General features: G+C 44.4%; 23 protein-coding genes. 10 read left to right on the top strand and 13 right to left on the bottom strand.

All coding sequences use genetic code 11. The annotated features are described in order from the left end of the window. From VDIS_RS10145 to VDIS_RS13060, 7 genes are all read right to left on the bottom strand, one after another. On the bottom strand, nucleotides 1–285 hold the full coding sequence (locus VDIS_RS10145) for a 50S ribosomal protein L44e (RefSeq protein ID WP_013337156.1): 285 nt from the start codon (nucleotides 283–285) through the stop codon (nucleotides 1–3). Between the two features lie 50 nt (nucleotides 286–335). Continuing rightward, nucleotides 336–845: a DNA replication complex GINS family protein gene (locus tag VDIS_RS10140; protein WP_013337155.1), complete on the bottom strand. Its 510-nt coding sequence runs from the start codon at nucleotides 843–845 to the stop codon at nucleotides 336–338. Next, nucleotides 829–1872: a DNA primase catalytic subunit PriS gene (gene priS, locus VDIS_RS10135; RefSeq protein WP_013337154.1), complete on the bottom strand. Its 1044-nt coding sequence runs from the start codon at nucleotides 1870–1872 to the stop codon at nucleotides 829–831. Before priS ends, VDIS_RS10140 begins: the two co-directional genes overlap by 17 nt. Nucleotides 1873–1950: 78 nt before the next feature. Beyond that, nucleotides 1951–2706 carry a proliferating cell nuclear antigen (pcna) gene (pcn, locus tag VDIS_RS10130; RefSeq protein ID WP_013337153.1) on the bottom strand — a complete coding sequence of 252 codons (756 nt, stop codon included), beginning with the start codon at nucleotides 2704–2706 and terminating at the stop codon, nucleotides 1951–1953. 74 nt (nucleotides 2707–2780) lie between these two features. Then, on the bottom strand, nucleotides 2781–3083 hold the full coding sequence (locus VDIS_RS10125) for a transcription factor S (protein ID WP_245522510.1): 303 nt from the start codon (nucleotides 3081–3083) through the stop codon (nucleotides 2781–2783). A 73-nt stretch (nucleotides 3084–3156) separates the two neighbouring features. Further along, entirely contained in the window at nucleotides 3157–3450 is a 294-nt protein-coding gene (locus tag VDIS_RS13065; protein ID WP_245522509.1) for a putative peptidoglycan binding domain-containing protein, read from the bottom strand. A 78-nt stretch (nucleotides 3451–3528) separates the two neighbouring features. Then, nucleotides 3529–4029 carry a DUF1028 domain-containing protein gene (locus VDIS_RS13060; RefSeq protein ID WP_245522508.1) on the bottom strand — a complete coding sequence of 167 codons (501 nt, stop codon included), beginning with the start codon at nucleotides 4027–4029 and terminating at the stop codon, nucleotides 3529–3531. A gap of 130 nt (nucleotides 4030–4159) precedes the next feature. Between VDIS_RS13060 and VDIS_RS10115 the strand changes: the two genes are divergently transcribed. From VDIS_RS10115 to VDIS_RS10070, 10 genes are all read left to right on the top strand, one after another. Beyond that, on the top strand, nucleotides 4160–4642 hold the full coding sequence (locus VDIS_RS10115; protein ID WP_013337151.1) for a 30S ribosomal protein S19e: 483 nt from the start codon (nucleotides 4160–4162) through the stop codon (nucleotides 4640–4642). Nucleotides 4643–4705: 63 nt separating this feature from the next. Beyond that, nucleotides 4706–5071 (top strand): DNA-binding protein, encoded by a 366-nt coding sequence (locus VDIS_RS10110; RefSeq protein ID WP_013337150.1) that lies wholly within the window; start codon nucleotides 4706–4708, stop codon nucleotides 5069–5071. Nucleotides 5072–5076: 5 nt separating this feature from the next. Further along, the gene (locus VDIS_RS10105) at nucleotides 5077–5232 is read left to right on the top strand and encodes a 50S ribosomal protein L39e (RefSeq protein ID WP_013337149.1); all 156 of its coding nucleotides are present in this window, start codon (nucleotides 5077–5079) and stop codon (nucleotides 5230–5232) included. Between the two features lie 22 nt (nucleotides 5233–5254). Beyond that, entirely contained in the window at nucleotides 5255–5743 is a 489-nt protein-coding gene (locus tag VDIS_RS10100) for a hypothetical protein (RefSeq protein WP_013337148.1), read from the top strand. A 24-nt stretch (nucleotides 5744–5767) separates the two neighbouring features. Further along, the gene (locus VDIS_RS10095) at nucleotides 5768–8449 is read left to right on the top strand and encodes an ABC transporter substrate-binding protein (protein WP_013337147.1); all 2682 of its coding nucleotides are present in this window, start codon (nucleotides 5768–5770) and stop codon (nucleotides 8447–8449) included. Between the two features lie 112 nt (nucleotides 8450–8561). Then, entirely contained in the window at nucleotides 8562–9671 is a 1110-nt protein-coding gene (locus tag VDIS_RS10090) for an ABC transporter permease (RefSeq protein WP_013337146.1), read from the top strand. 10 nt (nucleotides 9672–9681) lie between these two features. Continuing rightward, nucleotides 9682–11097, top strand: a complete 1416-nt coding sequence (locus VDIS_RS10085) for an ABC transporter permease (RefSeq protein ID WP_013337145.1) — start codon at nucleotides 9682–9684, stop codon at nucleotides 11095–11097. A 5-nt stretch (nucleotides 11098–11102) separates the two neighbouring features. Continuing rightward, a complete protein-coding gene (locus VDIS_RS10080) occupies nucleotides 11103–12083 on the top strand; it encodes an ABC transporter ATP-binding protein (protein ID WP_052885938.1) in 981 nt (326 codons plus the stop codon). Nucleotides 12084–12157: 74 nt separating this feature from the next. Next, nucleotides 12158–13174, top strand: a complete 1017-nt coding sequence (locus VDIS_RS10075) for an ABC transporter ATP-binding protein (protein ID WP_013337143.1) — start codon at nucleotides 12158–12160, stop codon at nucleotides 13172–13174. 54 nt (nucleotides 13175–13228) lie between these two features. Continuing rightward, nucleotides 13229–13723: a flavin reductase family protein gene (locus VDIS_RS10070; protein ID WP_013337142.1), complete on the top strand. Its 495-nt coding sequence runs from the start codon at nucleotides 13229–13231 to the stop codon at nucleotides 13721–13723. A 93-nt stretch (nucleotides 13724–13816) separates the two neighbouring features. Here VDIS_RS10070 and VDIS_RS10065 read toward each other — a convergent pair whose 3' ends face one another. Genes VDIS_RS10065 through VDIS_RS10040 form a run of 6 tightly spaced genes read right to left on the bottom strand, consistent with a single transcriptional unit; the run spans nucleotide 13817 to nucleotide 17246 of the window. Beyond that, nucleotides 13817–14140 (bottom strand): hypothetical protein, encoded by a 324-nt coding sequence (locus VDIS_RS10065; RefSeq protein WP_013337141.1) that lies wholly within the window; start codon nucleotides 14138–14140, stop codon nucleotides 13817–13819. Continuing rightward, on the bottom strand, nucleotides 14137–14730 hold the full coding sequence (locus VDIS_RS10060) for an RNase P subunit p30 family protein (protein ID WP_013337140.1): 594 nt from the start codon (nucleotides 14728–14730) through the stop codon (nucleotides 14137–14139). Before VDIS_RS10060 ends, VDIS_RS10065 begins: the two co-directional genes overlap by 4 nt. An 8-nt stretch (nucleotides 14731–14738) precedes the next feature. Beyond that, complete coding sequence (locus VDIS_RS10055; protein ID WP_013337139.1) at nucleotides 14739–15146, bottom strand: RNA-binding domain-containing protein; 408 nt, start codon at nucleotides 15144–15146, stop codon at nucleotides 14739–14741. A 19-nt stretch (nucleotides 15147–15165) separates the two neighbouring features. Then, nucleotides 15166–15729 (bottom strand): 50S ribosomal protein L15e, encoded by a 564-nt coding sequence (locus VDIS_RS10050; protein WP_013337138.1) that lies wholly within the window; start codon nucleotides 15727–15729, stop codon nucleotides 15166–15168. Between the two features lie 37 nt (nucleotides 15730–15766). Further along, the gene (locus VDIS_RS10045; protein ID WP_013337137.1) at nucleotides 15767–16297 is read right to left on the bottom strand and encodes a hypothetical protein; all 531 of its coding nucleotides are present in this window, start codon (nucleotides 16295–16297) and stop codon (nucleotides 15767–15769) included. Next, nucleotides 16281–17246, bottom strand: a complete 966-nt coding sequence (locus VDIS_RS10040; protein WP_013337136.1) for a THUMP domain-containing protein — start codon at nucleotides 17244–17246, stop codon at nucleotides 16281–16283. Before VDIS_RS10040 ends, VDIS_RS10045 begins: the two co-directional genes overlap by 17 nt. Between the last annotated feature and the right edge of the window lie 32 nt (nucleotides 17247–17278).

The following is a 17278-nucleotide window of genomic DNA, read 5'->3' as shown; positions in this document are numbered from 1 at the left end:
TCACTTAGCCTCAGCTAACTCAAGCTTCTTTAACCTACCAACGGTCCTCATCAACACATAGCCACACTGTCTACATTGAAGCTTAACAACAATCTTCTTCGTAGTCTTAGCAAACCTCTTCTGCTTAGGCTTTCTGCTAGAGCCGTAGCCCTTAAGCTTCCTTAAGTACCTCCTCTGCCCCTCGGCTAGGTTCCTCCTCTTCCCATGGCTATAAATCGTCACTGTGTGCTCCGTATATGCATTACACCTTGGACAATAAACCTTCACAACCTTGGGAAACTTCACGGAGTAACCACAGGATAAAACCCCCTTTTATACTTTTACCTCCGTTGATTCTAACGAATAATATCGATAACCCCTCTACGGAGAAGCTCCTCAGCGTCACTCCTCGGTATCACCGCAATGTCGAATTGAGAAAACGGCCCAATTGTTACTAAACGAACGCTGTATAGCACAGGGAACCCCCTCTTAAACGACACAATTGCCAATCCCTGAACCTCGCTCCTCGGAGTCTCGGCAATCCTAAGCTCCAATAATGGCATAAGGAACCTCCTCTCTTCCGGTAGTAATGCGTCCTGAGGTACTTCTTTACTAGCTTGATAGTACCTCATTATTTTCTCAATCCTCTTCCTAACGAGTATTGCTATTGTCTCCTTAACCATGCTCATTGTAGACTCAACCAATTCCTTATCAAGCACATTACCACTCATTGATAACTTACTATTCAATTCCTGCACCAATTGAGCATACGATTCAAATGGTGGTTTCTGGATATCCTCAGTACTTACCTCAAGCTTTGTGAACTCCATCAACCTCCTAAGCACGTCACTAATCAATTGGCTCACCCCAACCGCTCATTACTAGGTAAATACCGACGTAAGTAGGCACCTTAATAATACTCCCCTCATCGCCATTAACATCCTCACCAAGGATCCTCCTCACAGGTAACTTCTTAGTTAGTCTCAATGTTAATGAACCCCTCCTAAACTGTATCGCCTTATCAACGATGAAATCAACCCCCCTCTCCAAATCGCTTGGGCTTACCCTAACAACCCTCAGCCCAGTCTTGCCATGAAGTGAGTTGGGCATCCTAATTAGTCTATGAACATCCATCGTCACCACCTCATCGACATGCGTAGATAAGCGTTCACTAATCACGGGATTTAGGGAATTAAGTTTCCGAATTATGTACTTACTCAACCTCCTTCTACCGCCGAGATTATTAAGTAAGTCAGGGTCTAATTCATGAATTAGTGATGCCAACCTACCACCAATGCCCCTTAACTTGACATCTATGAGGACGGTGTTACCCCTAATTAAACGCTCAATATCAAAACCACGCAGAAGCAGATAATCAATTACCTCCCTCCTCTCCTCATCCGTTAATCCCCTAACATCGGGTAACTCAATATGTACGTGATAACCCCTGTGGCCACTGAAAAATATCTTAATAGATGAATCCGAAAACCCGAAATCCTCGATTAAGAAATCAATGAGCTTATTAACTTCTTCAGTAGCGTCACTCAGGCAGTCGAGCGTCATTAATTCAACACCCTGACAATTCTGCGTCGGTAGGTGATCGCCATCAATATCAAAAATTAGGTCGGCACCGAGCCAACCCTTCGCATCCATATCTGGATTGGCAGGATCATTATAAAGGGCTGATGAGTAATATACGTGGGATGGGACATTACTCACTAGGTAACGCTTCAGTTCATCACTGCTCTTAAAGGCCATGTGCCTAATCATTCCCTCCTTATCGAAGAATTGAAAACCAAACTCCCTTCTCTCTAGATCACTTATTTCTGATATATCAACTCCTCTATAGTAATTCCTAAATAATACCTTCACCAAATCAATGAAGCCCGGCATACAAACATCTATGCTATTAATTTCGCATTAAAATTATTTTTACAAGGTAAAAACCATATTATTCACTACAATAGTGAATCACTCGATCATTGGTGCTATGTAATACGTTAACTTACCACCCATTGGTATCTCAAACGTAAGTGCAATGGGCTTCTGCGTGGCGAACTCGATAGTAACTATATCACTAATCCTGTAGGCCTTCGACACTGTGTCGACTAGGTAATCAAGGCTATACTTAGCCGTTGCTGGCTCTTTAAGATCATACTCAAACATAACCTCACCCTCCTTCTCAAACTTAACCTCAACATCACCCTTATCACTACTCGCGGATACATACAACCCATCATCCTTCGCATCGAATTTAACAGCGTCAGCTATTACATCAGCATCCTTAAGCGCCTCATTTAGTGCATCGCTAGATACCTTAGCAAGTACCGTATACACAACCTTTGGCGTCGGTAATTCCTCAGCACCGATATCAATTAATGGCAGGGTCATAGTCCTCGAAGCCTTACCCATAAGCCTTACCTTGAGCTTACCCTCACTAACCTCCATGCCTAGTTTATCGCCCTTCTTAATCCTCCTCAGTAACTTCTTGAAATCATCAAAGTTAACGCCAATCCTAACCTCCTCATTAAGGCTTTCAGGGAACTCCTCAAAGGCTTCCCTGGGTATTAATAAATCAATCATCGCAGTCCTCGATGGGTCCAATGCCCTTAGCTTAAGGCCGTCACTTGCCAATGTAAAGCTTGCTTCCTCGATTAATGCTGATACTGCATCTATTATTTGCGAGAACTCCTTCGCATCTGGGTATGTTATCTTAACCTCCGACATCAAATCAACTAACCGCCACTTAAATATAAACTCTACATCCTCAGCAGAAACAGTATTACTTAGTAATTACATTTTTACTCATACTCACGCCAGACATACCCACATCTAACGCACTTATAGAACCTAGTTGGCGGTTCATCGGCGGCCCTAGTCTGCTGAACCCAGAAGTATGCCTCCTCATAACCACACTTTGGGCAGGTCTTCCTAACCTTGGGCAGAGCCTCTTCGCCAGTCTTCGTCAATACTATTGGTTTATCATCCCTCTTAGCAACCATTGTCCTCTCAACAAGTTTCGCATTACCTGTACCAGCCTCCTCCTCATAACCACACTTAGGGCACCTCCAAACGGCCTTCCCATCCTTCTTTGTTAAAACCATTACACTCTTACATCTCGGGCAGAATTTAATGGCCATTGCACAAACCCACAGAGCAACCTATTTATTAATCCTTCTAATCATCAACCAACAAGCCCCTACGCTTAGCCTCATTAATTAAGTAGCGATAAATGGATCCCCATATCTTATCATCATTCCTAATCTTATTCTCAAAATTCTCATAACCTGCCCACGCCCTAAAGGCCTCCTCGGTCTTCTCATCCCAATTACCGTGTAATTCACCTCGATAAAAACCAAGACCCCTGAGAATCCTCTGAACCGTTAATGCAACGTCAGCCTTTAAAACCACATCATTAGGATCCTCCCTACTCAACAGCGTTAACTCCCAAATGCTAAACAATCTACGCAAGGTCGCGATTATAGTGCTTAGGCCAGGCGGTGGTTACCTCGGTCTCACTGATACGTACGTTGACCTCAGGGTTGATGATCACCCAGACCCTGTTGCTGAGGATTGCCTACCCCTCCTATCACCGCCAGCCGCATCACCGGCGGTTAATGCCTCAAGCAATTTATCAACTAACTCGCCCCGTTTCGCCTCAAAGGCTTTAGCCATTTTCTCGAGAACCTCAGGACCAACGAGTATATTGCCCTGAACCGCGTAGCCACTGCCCACAATGTGACCCGCATACTCAGGGCACTTTGAACCCGTATAAGCGGCTGCGTCACCCCGTATAGACACTACACCAAGTTGTCTCTCCTCCCTACCTGAATCCTCATTAAGCGCCTTAATTAATGCATCATTGGCACTAAGACCAGATTCAAGCAACCTAAGTATCAATGAGCCCAGTCTCGGGTTCGCGTAGCACTGCGTTGCTACAGCGCCTATACCAGCCCGTGCATGAGGTACTATGGCGCCTACGGCTATGAATTTAGATGCGACAGCAATGCCAACATCCACACCGTCGGTCGCCACTATGGAGAACGTCATAAGCCTAATAATGCATCTCCGTAATAAATCTTTTACCTAAACATTAGCCAGAGGTTGGTTCCGTCTAAGATAGGCGGTCACGCTAAGTAAATGCTTATTAACCCTAATTGCCCCGCATTCTTGATCGGCCTTGGTAAGCGTTAAGGACGTACCCGCGGACCTACTGATTAAGGAATTAGCAAAGTATTTGAGGGAGAACGTACCTCAGGTGAAGCCGCCAGACTGGGCATTATTCGTTAAGACCGGTCCAAATAAGGATAGGCCCCCAATGCAGGATGATTGGTGGTACATAAGGGCCGCCGCCATTTTAAGGAAGGTCTACTTAAACGGCCCAGTTGGGCTCGGTAGCCTGAGGATGGCATTCAGCTATAGGGCCAAGGTCGGTAGCGCCGTTAGGAGTGAGAGGACTAGGAAGGCGGGTGGTGCAATAATTAGGAATATACTGCACCAACTCGAGGCTGCCGGTCTCATAGCAAAGACGAAGGAGGGTAGGGTAGTAACGCCACAGGGCAGGTCACTACTTGATAAAATTGCTTTAAACATATTTAAGGAATTGGTTAAGCAAAGGCCTGAACTTGCCAAGTACTTAGCACCGAAGACGACCACTGAGTAATTACTAGCTATGCATTAATGAAGGTTTAAGGTTAATAAATAGGCCCACTACCTTTGTTATGCCATGTCTATTGATGAAAACTATGGAGAGGTAAGTAGCGACCAGGGAGTGGGTGAGGACGAGCTTGAGGCCATTAGGCAGAGGAAGCTTCAGGAGCTTCAGAAACAAATTGAGGAGGAGAGGAAGAGACAGGAATTAGCTGCCCAGAGGAGGGCCGTACTTAGGGTAATATTAACGCCTGAGGCTAGGGAGAGACTTGATAATCTTAGGGTTGTTAAGCCAGAACTCGTTGAGGCCCTTGAGCAGCAGCTGATTGCCCTGGCTCAGTCGGGTAGGATTAGGGTTCCCATAACCGATGAGGATCTCAAGAAGATACTGGAAACAATTTATAAACAGACCCATAGGGAGTTCAGGATAAGGTATAGGTGAGGAGCATGGCGAGGAATAAGCCATTGGGCAGGAAGTTAAGGCTTGCAGCCGCGGGTAAGTCAAATAGGGCACCGCCAATTTGGGTAACCGCTAAGACTGACAGGAGGGTATTAACGAACCCAGCTAGGAGATTCTGGAGAAGGACAAAGTTAAAGGTGTAAAATTAAAATTAAGTGCTTTGCGATGATTCGTGAAATCCTTAGAAATAGGTTTGTAATTGCTGCCTACATTATTGGCGCTATCACGGTAATCCTCGCCGTGTACATAATATTAAATCCATTTAGTATTAACTATTATTATAAGGGTCCGCCAATTAACGGCTCATTTACGGTAAACCCATCTGGGGTTGTATTTCTAATCTTAGAGACAAACGATAGTAATTTAGATATTAATGTAACGGTAGTTAAGTGGATACCTGAAACCAACATAACATTAACGCTTTACTACACGGTTAATTTAGGTCCTTATCAATTAAAGGAGCTGAACTTTACAACAATAACTGAGCTTAACCTGACATCAATTGGTAATGGGGAGGTTACGATAATCAGTATTTATAGGCCTGAGGTAATTAATGCATTAACAATTATACTCACAATATTATTTATAATAGTAATTGCATTATTAATAATCGGATTTACAGAATCAATAATTAATATACATGGAAAAGTTTAAAAGCTCAATTCAGGTTAGCTTGATATGCCTAAACAAAGGAAGACCGGCAATAAAATACTTGTACTAACTGCAACGGCGTTAATAACGGCGCTCCTAGTACTAAGCCTTATCGTTTATGCCCAGCAGACAATGCCATCGACGGTTAATTTATATGAGGTTACGCCAACCGAGGCCGTTCAATACTTCACGTCAGGCAAAATAGACATTTACCTAAACCCATTTGCGCTACCGCCCAACGTCCTATCCCAATTGAGTACAACGCCAGGTATTCAAATGGTTAGCCCCGCGATAACTTCGGCCTATGACTTACTCTTCAACCCATACCCAAGCAATACCACGTTTAACCCATTCGCCTATTGGCAATTTAGATACTTAATGAATTACCTAGTCGATAGGCACGCGATAATTACACAGGTATTCTCAGGCTATGCAACACCCGTATATGACTGGCCAGGTCCATTCGCAATAGATAGCCAGCTTTTGATACAACCAATGATTGTTCAGGCCAATATCCACTATGACCCGACCTACGTCAATCAATCAATATTCGCCCTCTTCCAGGCAATAAACACGACGCCAAACTTTGACGGTATGTATAACCCATGGGTTGGCAGGATACTATACATCAACCACCAGTGGTACTACATACCGCCAAACAGCACGACACCGCAACCCGTCACAATAATATTCTTCATTAGAAAGGATGACCCATTCAGATATGCCATTGGTCAGATGTTCATGTCAGAACTTCAGAGTCTTGGCTTCACGGTTAAACCAATATATGGCGACCTATCACAGGCACTGACAATAGTCTATGGTTCGAACCCAGCACAGATGGAGTGGCAAATATACACCGAGGCTTGGACGATATACCCAGAGCCCTGGGACACCTACGCTGGCGCCTCATTCTGTGCCTCATGGACTGGAGACATGCCTGGTTGGGGCGTCCCTGGTTATTGGCAATATGCAAACTCCACGATTGACGAATTAACCACGTGGGCCGCCACAGGTAATTTCACATCACTTCAGCAATTCGAGAGCTACTCAAAGACAGCCCTCTATGACTGCTTCCAGCAGGCGGTTAGGGTTTGGCTAGTGGCAGCCACATTCCCATACCCAATACAGAACCTAACCAACTGGATGCCCAGCATCTTCGGCCTTGAGTGGCCCCTAGGCATTAAGTTCGCATACTCAACCACTCACCCCAACGTGCTTAATGTCGGTATGTTCCACGTTAGTGAATTCCCATGGAATAACTTCGGATGGTTCGTCTCAATAGACACCTATTCATACGATGTTATCCAAGAGTTCACGAGCGACCCATTCGCCTTCTACAACCCATTCACTGGCGAACCAATGCCGCTTAGGGGTGCCTGGAACGCGATTATTAGCCCGAATGGCTCAGCGGTATTCCCAGTACCGCCCAATGCGGTCATTTGGAATGCCACTGCTGAGCGTTGGCAGGATGTTGGTCCCGGACAGTACGCAAAGTCAATCGTTTACCTGTACTTCAACGGCACTTGGCTCGGTCATTATTGGCAGGATGGTCAGCCAATAAGCATGGCAGACATTATCTTCTACTATTACACGTGGTTCGACCTGGCGGCAACAACGACAACCGGCGCACCAGACCTAGGACCCAACCAGGCTACGGCGAGTGATGTTGGTGGCATAATAGCACCAACCGTGAGTACCATCGTTGGTATGCAGTTCTTCCCGAATGGCACGGTGGTCATCTACGGTAACTACTGGTTCCCAGACCCTAACTTTGTGGCTGCTTACTACGCGCCTGGCTTCCCAACATTCGCCAATCCATGGGTCGTATTAGCCCTTGAGTTCTACGCTTATCAGCAGGGTAAGTACGCATTCACGAGTGGTGAGGCTCAATCACTGAGCATACCACAGGCAGACTTCAGATCACCACAGTTCAACCAGTACTTAGCCAGCGTGCTTGAGGACTGGATTAAGACTGGGTACATATGGGATAATGGCTCATGGGCTGTGGTTAATGGTTACAACTTCCTCGGTACCAATGCAACAGCCACTGCTATACAGGATTATGAGGACGCACTTAACTTCTACAACACATATGGCAACCTCTGGATTAGTAATGGACCTTACATACTCAAGAGCATAACCACAGTAACACCGCAGTCGGCAATACTCGTTAGTTGGAGTGGATATCCATATAACTACACGTACTGGTTCAACCAGATCTTCGTTAGGTTAGGCGTGACGTCAGTACCAATTAACCTAATACCGAGCATAACCTCAGTATCACCGACAAGCATAACGGCCAACACCACCGCGACATTAACGGTGAGTGTGAGTGCTGTCGGTAATCCAGAGGCCTACGTGTACCTAATTAACCCAGCCACTGGGCAGATTGTTTATGAGACCTTCGCATCATCAACAACGCCAGGGACCTTGACAATAACAATACCGAGCAACGTAACAGCAACGTTAACGCCAGGGACCTACGAATTACTACTCTATGCATTCACAAACGTAGTCACAATACCTGTTCAGTACGTAACATCACTAACAGTATCGCCACCTCCACCTCCACCACCGCCACCACCTCCACCGCCTAAGGTCACTAAGGCGCCGACAATAAGCACAACACTACTAATAGCTATAATAGTGATTATAGTTGTAATAATAATTGCCATAGGCGTATGGCTAGCTGTTAGAAGAAGAAGATAATTAACTTTGTAAAAATCATCTCTTTAAAAAAATTATTTTCTTATATTTATTCTAGATTGACCTAAATAACGTTAGTAAGACTTAAATAACGCAAGGATTCTCTTAAACTTCGATGGGTCTTGCGAGGACGCTTGCCGTTAGGGCCATGACATTGGTTGTCTTGTTATTCATAGTACTCTTTGTAATATCCTTCGCACTAGCCGGGCCTGCGTCTAAAATACTTAAGGATGAAATAATGATGGAGACGAAGTCGATAATAATGAACCTAATGTTGCACGGTCACTATAACTCAACGCAGATACAGCAATTGCAGCAGCAAATCATGACCGAGTTGGAGAATGCCTATGGACTTAATAAACCACCTGCAATTAGGACCCTTTATATTATGTATAACATGATTGTCTTTAACTGGGGCTATTCATACTTCCCAAGTGAGTATGGTAATATTGGTGGTGGTAAGGTCGTAGATATAATATTATCAGCACTTCCCGGAACAATACTTCTTGACACCTTTGGCATATTACTAAGCGCTTTCATTGGAATTGAGATAGGGCTTAGGTCCGCCCTTAAGTACGGCTCTAAATCCGATAGAGCCGTTATGTATTATGCGGCATTGGCTAATGGCATACCACAGTGGTGGCTCGGTATTGTAATGCTACTCATATTCTCATTTTACCTGGCACAGATACACTCACCAATTTACTTCCCAACGGGTGGTATAATAAGCCCTAAGTACTATGAGTTATGGTTAACAGACCCTGCTAAGGTATTTACAATACCGCAGGCAGTCCTTGACCTACTATGGCACTTCGCATTACCTTTAATAACGGTATTAATAATTAATATTGGCGGTTGGGCATACTTCGCGAGGACTGTTGTACTTAATATTTCTCAAGAGGATTTCGTGACCTTCGCAAAGATTAAGGGATTGCCTGAGAGCCACGTGGTTAATAGATACATACTTAGACCCGCTGCCCCATCGATATTAACGAGCATATTCATAACAATACCATTCATAATATTCGGCGGCTTCCTAGTCACGGAGATGGTATTCCATTGGTGGGGGCTAGGTTATGTATACAATATTGCTATTGTTGGATCCCCAACGCCTGATTTACCTGTCGTTGTTGCGCTAACATATGCATCAACACTGCTTTACATCGTGATTATATTTATAATGGAGATCGTATATATAATGCTCGATCCGAGAATTAGGGAGTGAGGTGGTGGATATGGCGAAGAAACAGCGTGAGTTCAGGATCCTTGGAATGACACCAAGCGAGATCACTAAGGAGTTCTTCTCATCAGGTACGGGTAAGGTTGCGGCTGCATTATTCATAGTATTAGTGGTGGTATCAATATACGCATTAATAGTATTACCACCAAACTTCGCAAATGTATGGAATAACCCAAAGTATTGGGAGTTAAATCCGCAGTACGCACCACCTGCCTGGGTTGACTCAATAATAGGGCCTGTCTACTCACCGCAGATTTACGTAAATGACTATACATTTACCGTCCAACAACAGAGTGGGGTTACCTATATTACGGTGACGTTCAGCGTTAACTATAAGTATGATAAACCATGGAATGAATTGTTTATTGTAATTAATAACCCAGCCATATATAGCATGTCCCAACCCCCAGTGGTGTCAATAACGGTTTATAGGCCTGACGGAAGTAAGATAACGCTTGGCCCACTACCCATTAACACGAAGGTAACAACTCTTGGTGTGGCTCCAGAGGTCGTTAGTCAGGTTAACTTATTCTATAATGAGGAATACCACATTAGCAGCATTGTACCCACCGGATCATCTGCGACACCGTACCTATTCTATACAGTTGATAATGGTAAGCTAGTGCCGTTAAAGGGGCCGTATAAGTTCGTTATGGTGTTTTACGTATTTTCGCAGAACTCAACCGTGATTAATAGGAATGACCTTGAGATTGTGCTTCAGGGTCAGATATATGGTTTAATGGGTACTGATAATGAGGGTCATGACCTATGGCTTGGCTTGCTGGCAGGTTTCCCAATAGACCTCGCTGTTGGCCTGCTCTCTGCGTTGATAATAGTGGTTATAGCGGTAATAATTGGTATTGTGGCTGGATTCTATGGTGGACTTGTTGATGAATTTTTAATGAGGCTTACGGACTTTGTGATATTATTACCGGCCTTCCCATTATTAATTGTCTTCTCAGTCCTATTTGGTTGGAGTATTTGGGATGCCGTGGTATTCCTGGCAATCGTGTCCTGGGGCGCGTCGGCTAGGATCATCAGGGCGATGATTATGCAGATAAGGAGTGCCCAATACATAGAATCTGCGGTGATAGCAGGTGCCAGTAGGATGTGGATATTGAGAAACCACATACTGCCCCAGATAATTCCATACATACTTTACCTACTGGTTACGAATGTGCCCGGCGCAATACTGACACTGGCCTCTATAAACTTCCTGGGCCTAGCGGGTTCTGAATACCCAACATGGGGCACGCTCCTATATTACGCTGATGAATTTGGCGCATTAACATCTGGTTATTGGTGGTGGGTCATACCGCCGGGACTTCTTGTTGCCTTCGTGGCGGTAGTGTTTATATTGACCGCCATGGCATCGGAGCCCGTGGTTAACCCAAGGCTTAGGTATGGGTGATGGGCATGGCATTACTCGAGGTTAAACATGCAAGGCTTTACTACACAACAACGAAGGGCATCGTTAAGGCAGTCGATGACGTATCCTTCGAATTAAATGAGGGAGAGACCTTAGCCGTAGTTGGTGAGTCAGGCAGTGGTAAGTCCACCCTGGCTAAATTACTTGTTAGGGTTTGGGAGAGGAATGTATCGCTCATTGATGGTGAGATCTACCTTGATGGTAAGGAAGTCCTTCATATACCTGAGGAGGAGTTTAGGAGGGAAATCAGGTGGAAGAAGATTGCAATGGTACCTCAAGCATCAATGAATGCCCTGAACCCGGTGATAAGGATCGGCGATCAAATGATTGAACCACTACTATTACAGGGAACTAGTAAGGATGAGGCATTAAAGATGGCAATGGATGCGCTTGAATCCGTTGGATTGCCTAGGGATATCGTGAGTAGGTATCCACATCAACTCAGTGGTGGTATGAAGCAGAGGGTCATAATAGCCATGGCCATAATGGCTCATCCTAAAATAGTTATTCTCGATGAGCCTACATCGGCTCTTGACGTAATAACCCAGGCAAACATAATGAACCTACTTAAGAAGCTTAAGTGGGAGTATAAACTATCATACATCTTCATAACACACGATTTAGCGCTGGCAAGCGAACTCGCGGACTCCGTCGCTATAATGTATGCCGGTAAGATGGTGGAAATAGGTGGTGCAGAGGATATTTACGGAAACCCAAGCCACCCATATACCCAGGGCTTAATATCTAGTGCGCCAACGCTAAGGGTAGATAAGACTTTATCATTCATACCTGGTGAGGTACCGAGTCTAATAAGCCCACCGCCTGGCTGTAGGTTCCACCCAAGATGCCCATTCTATAGGGATAGGGATTATCTGAAGGGTCTTTGCGATGCTAAGGAACCGCCAATGATGGAACTCGAGAGTAAGGCCAGTAGGAAGCATCTCGTGGCTTGTTGGTTATATAAATAATTTATACACAAATAAATTATAAATGCAAATATAGGTTAAATTTTTAAACAATCCTTGAATGGCATAATCGCTATATGCCTGAGGTCTTTGAGGATGCGCCGTGGGTTAGGAAGGATAGTCTTGTTGTTGCCCATAGATTAAGGACGTATTATACAATAAAGCCTGGCTTATTTGCAAAGCCGAGGTACGTTAAGGCCGTTGATGATATTAGCTTAGGCATTGATAGAGGCATCACATTGGCTGTTATTGGTGAGTCGGGTAGTGGAAAGACTACGCTGGGTAGGACACTCATTAGGCTCCTTGAACCTATTTCTGGAGAAATATATTTTGATGGCGTTAATATAACGCATATGAAGGAGGAGGAATTGAAGAAAATAGGGTTTAGAAGAAGGGTTAGTATGGTGTTTCAAGACCCGTATTCAAGCCTTAATCCATTTCATAGCATTCACTTCATACTTGAAGAGCCACTAATGATACAGGGAGTAGCAAGAGACGAGAGGGAAGAAAGGATTTACAAAGCACTTGAGGAGGTTAAACTGACACCACCCGAGGACTTCATTAATAAGTACCCACACATGCTCAGCGGCGGCCAAAGACAGAGAGTTGCGATTGCAAGGGCTATAATAACGAATCCAGACTTCATAGTTGCCGATGAGCCTGTATCAATGCTTGACGCATCAATAAGGGTTGAGATACTAACAATACTTAAGGATATTCAGCAAAGACATAAGATGGCATTCATGTACATAACCCATGATATATCAACCGCAAAGTACTTCAGCGACTATATATTAATAATGTACGCAGGCCAATTCGCCGAGTACGGCCCATTCAGGGACGTGATTAAGAACCCACTTCACCCATATGCTCAGTCGCTCATTGAGGCGATACCCGACCCAGACCCAAGTAATAGGCTGAGGGAGAGGAAGGTAGCTCCTGGTGAACCGCCTAACTTAGTTAATCCACCATCTGGCTGTAGGTTCCACCCAAGATGCCCATATGCGATGGATATCTGTAAGAGGCAGGAACCACCAGTGGTTGAGGCAAGGCCTGGCGTATTCGTTAAGTGCTGGCTATACGTTAAGAGGTAAGTTAAATTAATCGGGAACATAGGTTTTTAATAACAATAAAAATATCACGCTACAATGTCCATAACGGGCGAATTACTTAAGGCAATAATGAGGAATTACCCAACGGGTGTCACGATAGTAACCACGGTTTATAACAATGAGTATTATGGGTTAACCGTCAACTCCTTCACATCGCTGTCACTCGATCCACCACTGGTGCTTATAGCGATTGATAAGAGGCTGGTTAGTCATGAGGCTATTGATAAATCAAATGTTTATGCCGTTAATATACTACCCGACGATATGAAGGACTTAGCCATTAAATTCGCCACCGCACCAAGGGAGGAGAGGTTTAAAGGCTTGAGAATAAAGACCGCAAAGACCGGTTCACCAATAATTGAGGGTGCAATAGCATACCTAGACTGTAGGGTAACCGCTAAATATCCAGGTGGTGATCATACAATATTTGTTGGCGAGGTTGTTGATGCCCAAATAATGAATAATAAACTGCCATTAATTTACTATAATAGGGGTTACTATAGTATTAAGCAGGCAACACCATTGCAATAATTGGGAATAAAAACCATTTAAGTAGGTGAATTAGTAGTACCTAAGTGATGATGGGTATCAAAACTGAACCGTGAAGACCTCACGACGAGCTGATTAAGACTGTCCGAGAAATTCGTTAAACGTGTAAGGCACTGAGGATGCTATAGCCAATGCCTTCCTCATGGTGCCCGTCACCTTAACAGTAATAACTGCAACCTCGCTCTCCCTACCAGCCATTGCGACTGATGACCTTAGGTACTTAAGCAAGTCATTAGGTACCTGAATAACTAACCTGCCCCTTCCTTCATACTTCGCAATAATTCTTAATTCAATACCAATGGCATCTTTACCGGCAAAGAACCTAAACCAATTATTTAATTCACTAATCACCTTATCGATGTATTCCCTTGGGTAAACATCAATTACTACATACCTCATAAACAGACGCCCCTCTTATACAAAGCATCAACAAGTACCTCATATGGATTATCACTAACCAGCGGCTTAGCATTGGCATTAGTTAATACCTCTATTAATTTCGCGATATCCCTGGGATTTCTAACATCAGACACTTTACTTACGCCCTGGGACACTATTATCCTAAGACCGTCGATCGTTGAATACTCATTAATAACATCCCTAAGGAATGCAAGTCCAGCCTCGCCATTACTCACAATAGAGTTTATAACGATCTCCAACGCCTTACCCTCCCTAGCCATAACCCTGGCCTGGGCCTTTGATGGCAGGATGTCCCTATTAACCTCGTTGATTGTTACTACATCAACCCTATCATCGCTTATCAACTTATTAAGTACGAACCTACTCCACGGCACCACAGACACTATGTCGAAGTTTTTAAACATCCTTATTTTCCAGGCACTACCTCTCGTAATCACAAGCTTCCTAAAGGTCGGTAATTCCTCAACATCATTACCACCAATCACCAACGCCACTAAACCATAACCGAGTGCCTTCAATAATCTAATCAATTTCCTATCCGTAGAGCCTAGGTGTAATTCTACGAACATTTAAATACTTATTTACAAACCTCATTAATAAACTGCACGGCATCAACACCCGTAACCCTGAACCTAATCCTAATCACGTCATCACCATCGCTAATCACGATACGGCCCCTCGCAAATTCCTGCTTATCAAGCCTAAGGAAGACGTTACCGGAACCATCAACCCTATTCCCAAGGGTCTTCAATAGGTAATCCCTATTGACAAGTGATGAGCATATGGACCTTATGATGCTCATCGCTAAATCCTTATCCCTAATGGATGATTGAACCCTATATATTGGGTTGCCATAATGCCCATAAAGCACCTCAACCACTATTGGCGCCTTATCCGTCAATAACCTGGTCAGGTAATTAATCGCTCTATCTAAGTCCTCAGTTGCGTGTATATTAACTTCAAGGTCTAGTTGAGTAATTGCCATAGAAGGTGAGGATTTATGATTATTGTGATTGAGACTGCTCAGCCCTTTTCCTCAACCTCTCAATCAACTTCCTCTGCCTCTCCCTCAACCTTCTCCTCCTACGTCCCTCCCTATCCTCCTTACCAACAAGCCAGGCAAAGTCAGGGTCACTCCTAATGGCTGGGTGGCTTGGGTCAACTAGTATTACCTCGTACCACACGTACGTGCCATCCTCACCAACCCAATACGAACCAAGAACCTCCATATTTGGGTGCTTCCTGGCGGCCCTCTCCTCAGCAATCAATTGAAGACTCTTGCTGGTGGTTATTCCATAAACACCCATCCTCTTTGGCCTCCTCCCACTGTTGGGTCTCCTCCTGTTAAATGGACCCCTCCTGAGCCTAACCCTAACGACTATTATCCCCTGCTTAGCCTTATAGCCATACTGCCTGGCCTTGTTAATCCTCGTGGGCTTCTCGACCCTAACAATAGACGGCTCTCTACGCCACTCTATCAACCGCTGCTTCATTACCACATCCCAAATCCAGCTACTCCTGGCCCCAGCCCACGCCTCGGCTAAATAGTGGTAAAGCCCCTTCGCCATCAAGACCGGGTTATGTGTGGGTATTAAAAACATTATGCTAACCAAGCGCGTTCTCACACGGCCTCCTCAGGTCAAAGGCTAAATCCCTCAATACGTTACCCTCAACCCCACCCTCCCTGAGCGATGCCTCCCTAAGCGCTATTGAGAGTAGCACGGCAGTATCCATATCCTGGTATGCATTAACGAGCCTAGCCAACTCATTGAATAAATCCCTCAACCTAACTATTAAGTAATCACCAAACAGTACATACTCATTACTTAAACCATACAACTCACCGATTAACCTCCTACCCCTATCCGTGACTTTAATAATCGACCTACCATTCAAAGTCCTTAATTCAATTAAACCCTCATTAATCAACTCACCTAAATCCTTCAAAATAGACCTACTAATGATGGGTGGGTTCTCGAACATGTACCTAACAACATGCGATGCCAGGTATGTTGTGAGCAATAACCTGTAGAGACTCATTGATGAGCCCCTCGAATACCAAACCATAAATAGTAATGCATACTTATTGGGCAATGCCTTAAACCTTCCACGACCAATACTAATCTCTGGAAGCATCACTGCTCATTAACCACGTTGTGTATATAACACTAATGGCATAGGCCAACGCAACCGTGGTTCTCATGGGGTGACCAGTCATCGGGCCAAGCCTAATCTCATACATAGCCCTACTCCTTAGGCTCAGGCTAACATCATCATACTCATTACCAAGTATCAAGCCAATTCTCAAACCCTTACTTAACGCCTCCCTACTCACTTCAATCAACTTCCTCTCATTATAATTGGCATGCATTGACAACACAATTGGTATGTCAACATCATCCAACGCCTCATCAATACCCACAACCTTAACCCTGGGCAGGGAACCAAGTCTCAAGGCCTTCAACGCTCTATCAATGAGCAATGGGCTCGTTATTAACCTGACCTCAATACCAAGGGCATGGCTAAGTTGTATTAGGTCCATAGTCTCGTAGACCTCCCTAGGACCCTCAACAATGCCAACCACGCGGTCCACCCAATCAGTGGGTATTGCCTCCCTCCTCTTACGGAATAGCTCCCTGGTCGAATGGGCAACTATGAAGGAGTCCTCCCTAACCTCAACATATATTATGTAATCAGGATCCTCCAGATCAGCCTTAGCGACCTGGGCTAGGTACTCGCCAAGCTTCTTGGCAAGTTCAATACTGGTCATTGGGTATTTCTTATCCATCCTCTTGACAATAACCTTGAATGTCCCATCCCTATTATTAATAAGGCTCAGCAATACCTCCTTAGTCACCGCAAGCAACGCATTCAAGTCCCTGCTAATTACTTGATCAATTATTGATAGGTGGGCTACGTAATTAATATCCCTAAGAATTGATAATGCATCTGAACCGCAATCACCCAGGTCAACTATGCATTTATTGCGTCCCCACTCAATGACTTGACCACAGTTAATCCTGGATAACAAATCATATGGACTTATACTCCTTGCATACGGCTCAAACGTTACTAAAACCCTCATCCCTACCTGCTAATTAATATGAAAACCTATGA

It is taken from the genome of Vulcanisaeta distributa DSM 14429 (assembly GCF_000148385.1).
Lineage (GTDB): Archaea > Thermoproteota > Thermoprotei > Thermoproteales > Thermocladiaceae > Vulcanisaeta > Vulcanisaeta distributa.
Note: the sequence above shows the minus strand (reverse complement) of the source record. Positions and strands in the feature narration are given on the sequence as shown.

Coding starts and splice junctions, on each gene's coding strand:
- priS (WP_013337154.1), bottom strand. CDS start 1,872: ATGCCGGGCTTCATTGATTTGGTGAAGGTATTATTTAGGAATTACTAT.
- pcn (WP_013337153.1), bottom strand. CDS start 2,706: ATGTCGGAGGTTAAGATAACATACCCAGATGCGAAGGAGTTCTCGCAA.
- VDIS_RS10125 (WP_245522510.1), bottom strand. CDS start 3,083: ATGGTTTTAACAAAGAAGGATGGGAAGGCCGTTTGGAGGTGCCCTAAG.
- VDIS_RS13060 (WP_245522508.1), bottom strand. CDS start 4,029: ATGACGTTCTCCATAGTGGCGACCGACGGTGTGGATGTTGGCATTGCT.
- VDIS_RS10110 (WP_013337150.1), top strand. CDS start 4,706: ATGTCTATTGATGAAAACTATGGAGAGGTAAGTAGCGACCAGGGAGTG.
- VDIS_RS10105 (WP_013337149.1), top strand. CDS start 5,077: ATGGCGAGGAATAAGCCATTGGGCAGGAAGTTAAGGCTTGCAGCCGCG.
- VDIS_RS10100 (WP_013337148.1), top strand. CDS start 5,255: ATGATTCGTGAAATCCTTAGAAATAGGTTTGTAATTGCTGCCTACATT.
- VDIS_RS10095 (WP_013337147.1), top strand. CDS start 5,768: ATGCCTAAACAAAGGAAGACCGGCAATAAAATACTTGTACTAACTGCA.
- VDIS_RS10090 (WP_013337146.1), top strand. CDS start 8,562: ATGGGTCTTGCGAGGACGCTTGCCGTTAGGGCCATGACATTGGTTGTC.
- VDIS_RS10085 (WP_013337145.1), top strand. CDS start 9,682: ATGGCGAAGAAACAGCGTGAGTTCAGGATCCTTGGAATGACACCAAGC.
- VDIS_RS10080 (WP_052885938.1), top strand. CDS start 11,103: ATGGCATTACTCGAGGTTAAACATGCAAGGCTTTACTACACAACAACG.
- VDIS_RS10075 (WP_013337143.1), top strand. CDS start 12,158: ATGCCTGAGGTCTTTGAGGATGCGCCGTGGGTTAGGAAGGATAGTCTT.
- VDIS_RS10070 (WP_013337142.1), top strand. CDS start 13,229: ATGTCCATAACGGGCGAATTACTTAAGGCAATAATGAGGAATTACCCA.
- VDIS_RS10065 (WP_013337141.1), bottom strand. CDS start 14,140: ATGAGGTATGTAGTAATTGATGTTTACCCAAGGGAATACATCGATAAG.
- VDIS_RS10060 (WP_013337140.1), bottom strand. CDS start 14,730: ATGTTCGTAGAATTACACCTAGGCTCTACGGATAGGAAATTGATTAGA.
- VDIS_RS10055 (WP_013337139.1), bottom strand. CDS start 15,146: ATGGCAATTACTCAACTAGACCTTGAAGTTAATATACACGCAACTGAG.
- VDIS_RS10050 (WP_013337138.1), bottom strand. CDS start 15,729: ATGGCGAAGGGGCTTTACCACTATTTAGCCGAGGCGTGGGCTGGGGCC.
- VDIS_RS10045 (WP_013337137.1), bottom strand. CDS start 16,297: ATGCTTCCAGAGATTAGTATTGGTCGTGGAAGGTTTAAGGCATTGCCC.
- VDIS_RS10040 (WP_013337136.1), bottom strand. CDS start 17,246: ATGAGGGTTTTAGTAACGTTTGAGCCGTATGCAAGGAGTATAAGTCCA.